The sequence below is a fragment of the Pseudomonas sp. P5_A12 genome (genome assembly GCF_056400685.1).
On sequence record NZ_JBFUKU010000395.1, the window covers coordinates 1 to 3,950 of the forward strand.

Here is a 3,950-nt window from a genome sequence, read left to right on the forward strand (position 1 = left end):
CAAATAGAGAGCGTGGCCTGTATGAGCCTTGACGTCACTTACGTCGCTTGCGACCGGGAGAAACTGTGACGTAGGGGTCAAGCGAACGTGGCCATCACCAAACTGGCCGCGGTGTCCTTTGCCGCGGGCGAAGAGTTCCCCACTTGTTGTGACGTAATAGTCTGTGCCATCGCCTACGGCTACCGTGCTGACGTTTTCAGTCATTCGCCGTGGCTGTTCAGCATGGCGCAAATGCCAAAGCGTTCGGGCGGAGTCGATAGCGAAAACACCCGAATCACCGGCGGCGAATCGGCTAACACCCTTCATAAGGGGCGTAGTCTCCTTGGTGCCATCAACCAACACCGTCAATTCACCGTTCGCCAGCAGCGTGTAATACACATCCTTGCCGACCCCCACCTGTACGGCGCTTGTCTGGATCGGCGTTGGCGACGCACTATCGGTCCATCCCCATGCCGTGCCTGCAATGATCGCCATGTGGCGGTTGTAATATGACGCCAGCATTGGGCACGAACTGTCGGCGCTAACGAGGGGAGATGCAAGCAAGGTGCTCAGAAGGACAAGTCGCGAAAACCAGATTTTGAACTGCGGCCCATTGCTCCGGCTCATCTCGCGTATCTCCTGAAGGTGCAACTGTTGTTTTTATTGAAGGGTGCCCAGGTTGCTGACGGCAGTAAATCTTCTCCGCTTGATTACGCAGGGACAAATGAACAGCCATCGTTTTTAACGATGGGTTGTCGGGAGGTCGTGATACGGTTTTCACTGGATCAATTGCAGGCTTTCGTTCTCGCCGTGCAGGCGGGTTCATTCTCAGCGGTGGTGACTGCCACTGCAGCTGCCAGCGAAGAGCTGGAACCGGCCGCCTGATCAGGCGTTAAATGAAAAAAACCGCATCGAGCGATGCGGTTTTTTTATCGGTCATTGCTCGTCTTTTACTGCAGGCAGCGGAAAACGAAGGGACGCACTCCACCCTCATGCGGTAAGGACGTGCCTGATGCGACCAGCTGACTGCCTTGAACTGCTATGGACGATCCCATGTCGAGCACGTCAGTCAAATTGACATCCAATTTCCCTTGACCATCGCCGAAGTTTTTATCCGGTTCACCGTTCGGCATGTATTGAGTGATGACGGTTTTTGAGTTTGCCTCGCCAATAGTCCATCCGATTACCACGATTTTCTTGTCTGGTCGTTGGGTACCAGACAGCCATTGAATTCCTCCTGGCGCTTCGGGGGCGGGAGTCACAACCGGTTTGCCGCCATTGAATGTATCAACAAACTTGCCGGTCGAGTCGAGACAGACCAGTAAGCCATTAAAGGTACCGTCATAAGTACTGCCAATACCCAGAATGTTGTCGTCGTGCATTTCTACAAGGTCAAAAATTTCGTCTTTTGAGCCAAGTGAATCAAACACAACAAATCCATTGGAACCGAAGGTTTTTACCGGGACACCTACGGCACTGTACAGTGCGATCATTCCCAGGTTTTCCCCGTCTTTGTTGACACCTCCCCCAATCGCAAATGTCCCATTGTTCAGACGTACCAATGAGCCCACCCAAGTAAAGTGAGCGGTGTACTGGACAGTGACGTAACCATTCCCGTTACCGAACGTTGTATCAAGTGCGCCGTTTTGATCAAGGCGCATCAACAGGCCGATTTGATCACTTAAACTGTAACGATGGTTGCTGAGGGTCATCAGTTTTCCGTCGGGTAGTTCCAGGGAAAAACCGTTTTGATTCGAAGTAGATCCACTCTTTGCGTCCTTTTTGACTTCAGGTAACTTAAGTTGGGTGGAGGCAATAGGGTGCACTACGGTTACGCCATCACTTCCAAATGCCTTCACGGGATTGCCTTTATCATCAAAAAGGGCAAGGCCGAGCTGTGTGGGAGCGTACTCGTATTCTTCGTATAGTCCGCTTAGGAGAATGTTCCCGTTATTAAGCACGCTGACGCTTCTACCCACTGATTGATTGCCGGCGGAGAATTTTCCGGTGGCGGTGCCATTCACCCCAAAAGTTTTGTCTTGTGTGCCGTCCGCGTTCAGGCGCACGACTGAAAAATCGGCACCCGATCTTGCAGCAATTATTAATTTGTCGTCGGGAGCGACAGTAATGCCGCTGGCAAAGCCTGTGTTTGCGTTGGAGTATTTGATCCAGGTGATCCCGCTGCGGTCGGGACCAAATACAGGATCCAGAAGTTCTTTGCTAACCATGTTGATATCTCCTTGAATGTATTTTGGGCGCCTGCGTAAAGCGACAGCCAGGAGTGAGACAACGGCTGAAAAGCGCAGTGAGCTCATTTGAAGAGCCGCACAACGCACTGTCTACTGTCAGAGTTGACAGTAGACAGTGCGTATTTTTGAGAGAAAGCGTGGGGGTGCTATTGGATAGAGGGAGGGGCGAGACTGCTTAGTGATATTTTGTCTGTCGGGTTGGTCAATAAATTACTGAGCGACTTGTCAAACTTTTGCAGCGCTCTAACTTGCACATTCTGTTGCTCGTTAATATCCGCCACTATTTCTGGGCTCGGTTCAAAGTCCGCCCAAAGAGGACTCACCGTTTTGGCGTCATACCCTTGTGCGGTACCAATGTAATTCAAATTGGCGTCATAGAAATCTGCACTGACGTGAGCCTCCAAGTCCGAACTGCGCGAGGTCATCAATTGACTGCGACTGTCGACAATGGCGACCACGTCYGGTTTCGCAGCCTTGAGGCTTTGCAAGTCCGGGTACACCGTGACCGAGCCGAACTGGYGCTGCAATGACGCTTTGACCCAATCCACGGCGAGGTCGGGTTTGGAAGTGTTCACGAAGGCGTCATGAATCGAATGGACCAGCAAACTCTGACCAAAGCCTGTGCCGGCGTTGGCATGGTAGTCCTGAAGGTAGGCCCGATTGGTCTGGGTGTTTTGACTGTAGACGATGCCCAGCGACACGTTACTGCCATTCGGAATGAGCGTGACATTGCTGCGGCCAACGGGCTCGGAAAAGATGCCGTCCAGCGCAGACACAGCGCTCGGTGCGGTGGGGATCGAGCAGCCTGTTAATACAACGGTCATTGTCAGGGTACTGACAAGTGCAAGTTTCATGGTGTTTCTCCCGTGAAACAGCCTGAGTCGGGAAGTTAATATGCCGGTATTCACCAGCGGTGCATCCAGACTAAACCTGTCATTGTTGAAATAAAAAGCCAAAACATGCGCTTCTCGGCAGGCCCATAGTTTTATTGGGTTTAAAGAGGGTCGGTTAATGACGCAGGGAAATAAAAAGGCTCGAAATCGAAGTTCGAGCCTTTTTATTTATAGCTGTACGAACAAGCATCAGTTTTCCAATGGGATCAGCACTTTTTCATCGGGCGACAACACCATAAACACCAGCAGTTTGGCAGGCTGGGTGGCACTGGCGTTTTTTGACACCAGGTGTTCCGAGCCCGCCGGTTCATACCAGTATTGGCCGGCCTTGTAAGTGACGGGTTGTTCACCTTTGACCTGGGAAATAATCTCCCCCGATAACACGTAGGCCATGGCGGTGCCTTCGTGTTTGTGGGCAATGGACGATTGCCCGGGTTCGTAATCGACTTCGATCATCAACGCCTTTTTGCCGGGCACATTTTTCAGCAGCTGATCCTGCAGCACCGTGACCTTTTCAGAAGGGCCCTCGTGAGCCGTTGCAGCCGCCGAAAGGGTCAGGGCGAGGGCAGCCAGCGGGGCAGCAAGGAAACGCAACGTTTTCATGGGTCATTACCTGAGGTGGTTATCGTCCGGAGCAACGATAGTCCGCAGGGTAGGGCAATCAAACAGCCAATATTCGGGAAGCTGAGGGGACCAATCCAACACCACGCTCGTCGTAGATACCGTCTTGAACCTCACCGGGCAATCGCGTTTTGTCAGGCAAATCCCAGACGCAGCCTCGCGTTGCTCGWCAGCTGCTACGGGGAGGGTAGTGATTCAGAGCTGGTTG

The 3,950-nt window shown here is 52.4% G+C and carries 5 protein-coding genes; 1 reads left to right on the forward strand and 4 read right to left on the reverse strand.

The features are described from left to right. Positions 1 to 606: RCC1 domain-containing protein (locus AC1DSG_RS28615; RefSeq protein ID WP_477793878.1), on the reverse strand; the 606-nt coding region annotated here is incomplete at its 3' end. A gap of 27 nt (positions 607 to 633) precedes the next feature. On the opposite strand from AC1DSG_RS28615, the gene AC1DSG_RS28620 reads away from it, so the two are divergent. Next, a complete protein-coding gene (locus AC1DSG_RS28620; protein WP_477793879.1) occupies positions 634 to 864 on the forward strand; it encodes a hypothetical protein in 231 nt (76 codons plus the stop codon). 65 nt (positions 865 to 929) lie between these two features. Here the strand turns inward: AC1DSG_RS28620 and AC1DSG_RS28625 are convergent, their stop codons facing one another. The 3 genes from AC1DSG_RS28625 to AC1DSG_RS28635 form a co-directional block, all read right to left on the reverse strand. Continuing rightward, on the reverse strand, positions 930 to 2,207 hold the full coding sequence (locus AC1DSG_RS28625; protein WP_477793880.1) for an NHL repeat-containing protein: 1,278 nt from the start codon (positions 2,205 to 2,207) through the stop codon (positions 930 to 932). 167 nt (positions 2,208 to 2,374) lie between these two features. Further along, positions 2,375 to 3,082 (reverse strand): ATPase, encoded by a 708-nt coding sequence (locus tag AC1DSG_RS28630; protein WP_477793881.1) that lies wholly within the window; start codon positions 3,080 to 3,082, stop codon positions 2,375 to 2,377. Between the two features lie 228 nt (positions 3,083 to 3,310). Next, positions 3,311 to 3,724 carry a cupin domain-containing protein gene (locus AC1DSG_RS28635; RefSeq protein WP_477793882.1) on the reverse strand — a complete coding sequence of 138 codons (414 nt, stop codon included), beginning with the start codon at positions 3,722 to 3,724 and terminating at the stop codon, positions 3,311 to 3,313. Between the last annotated feature and the right edge of the window lie 226 nt (positions 3,725 to 3,950).

Coding starts and splice junctions, on each gene's coding strand:
- AC1DSG_RS28625 (WP_477793880.1), bottom strand. CDS start 2,207: ATGGTTAGCAAAGAACTTCTGGATCCTGTATTTGGTCCCGACCGCAGC.
- AC1DSG_RS28635 (WP_477793882.1), bottom strand. CDS start 3,724: ATGAAAACGTTGCGTTTCCTTGCTGCCCCGCTGGCTGCCCTCGCCCTG.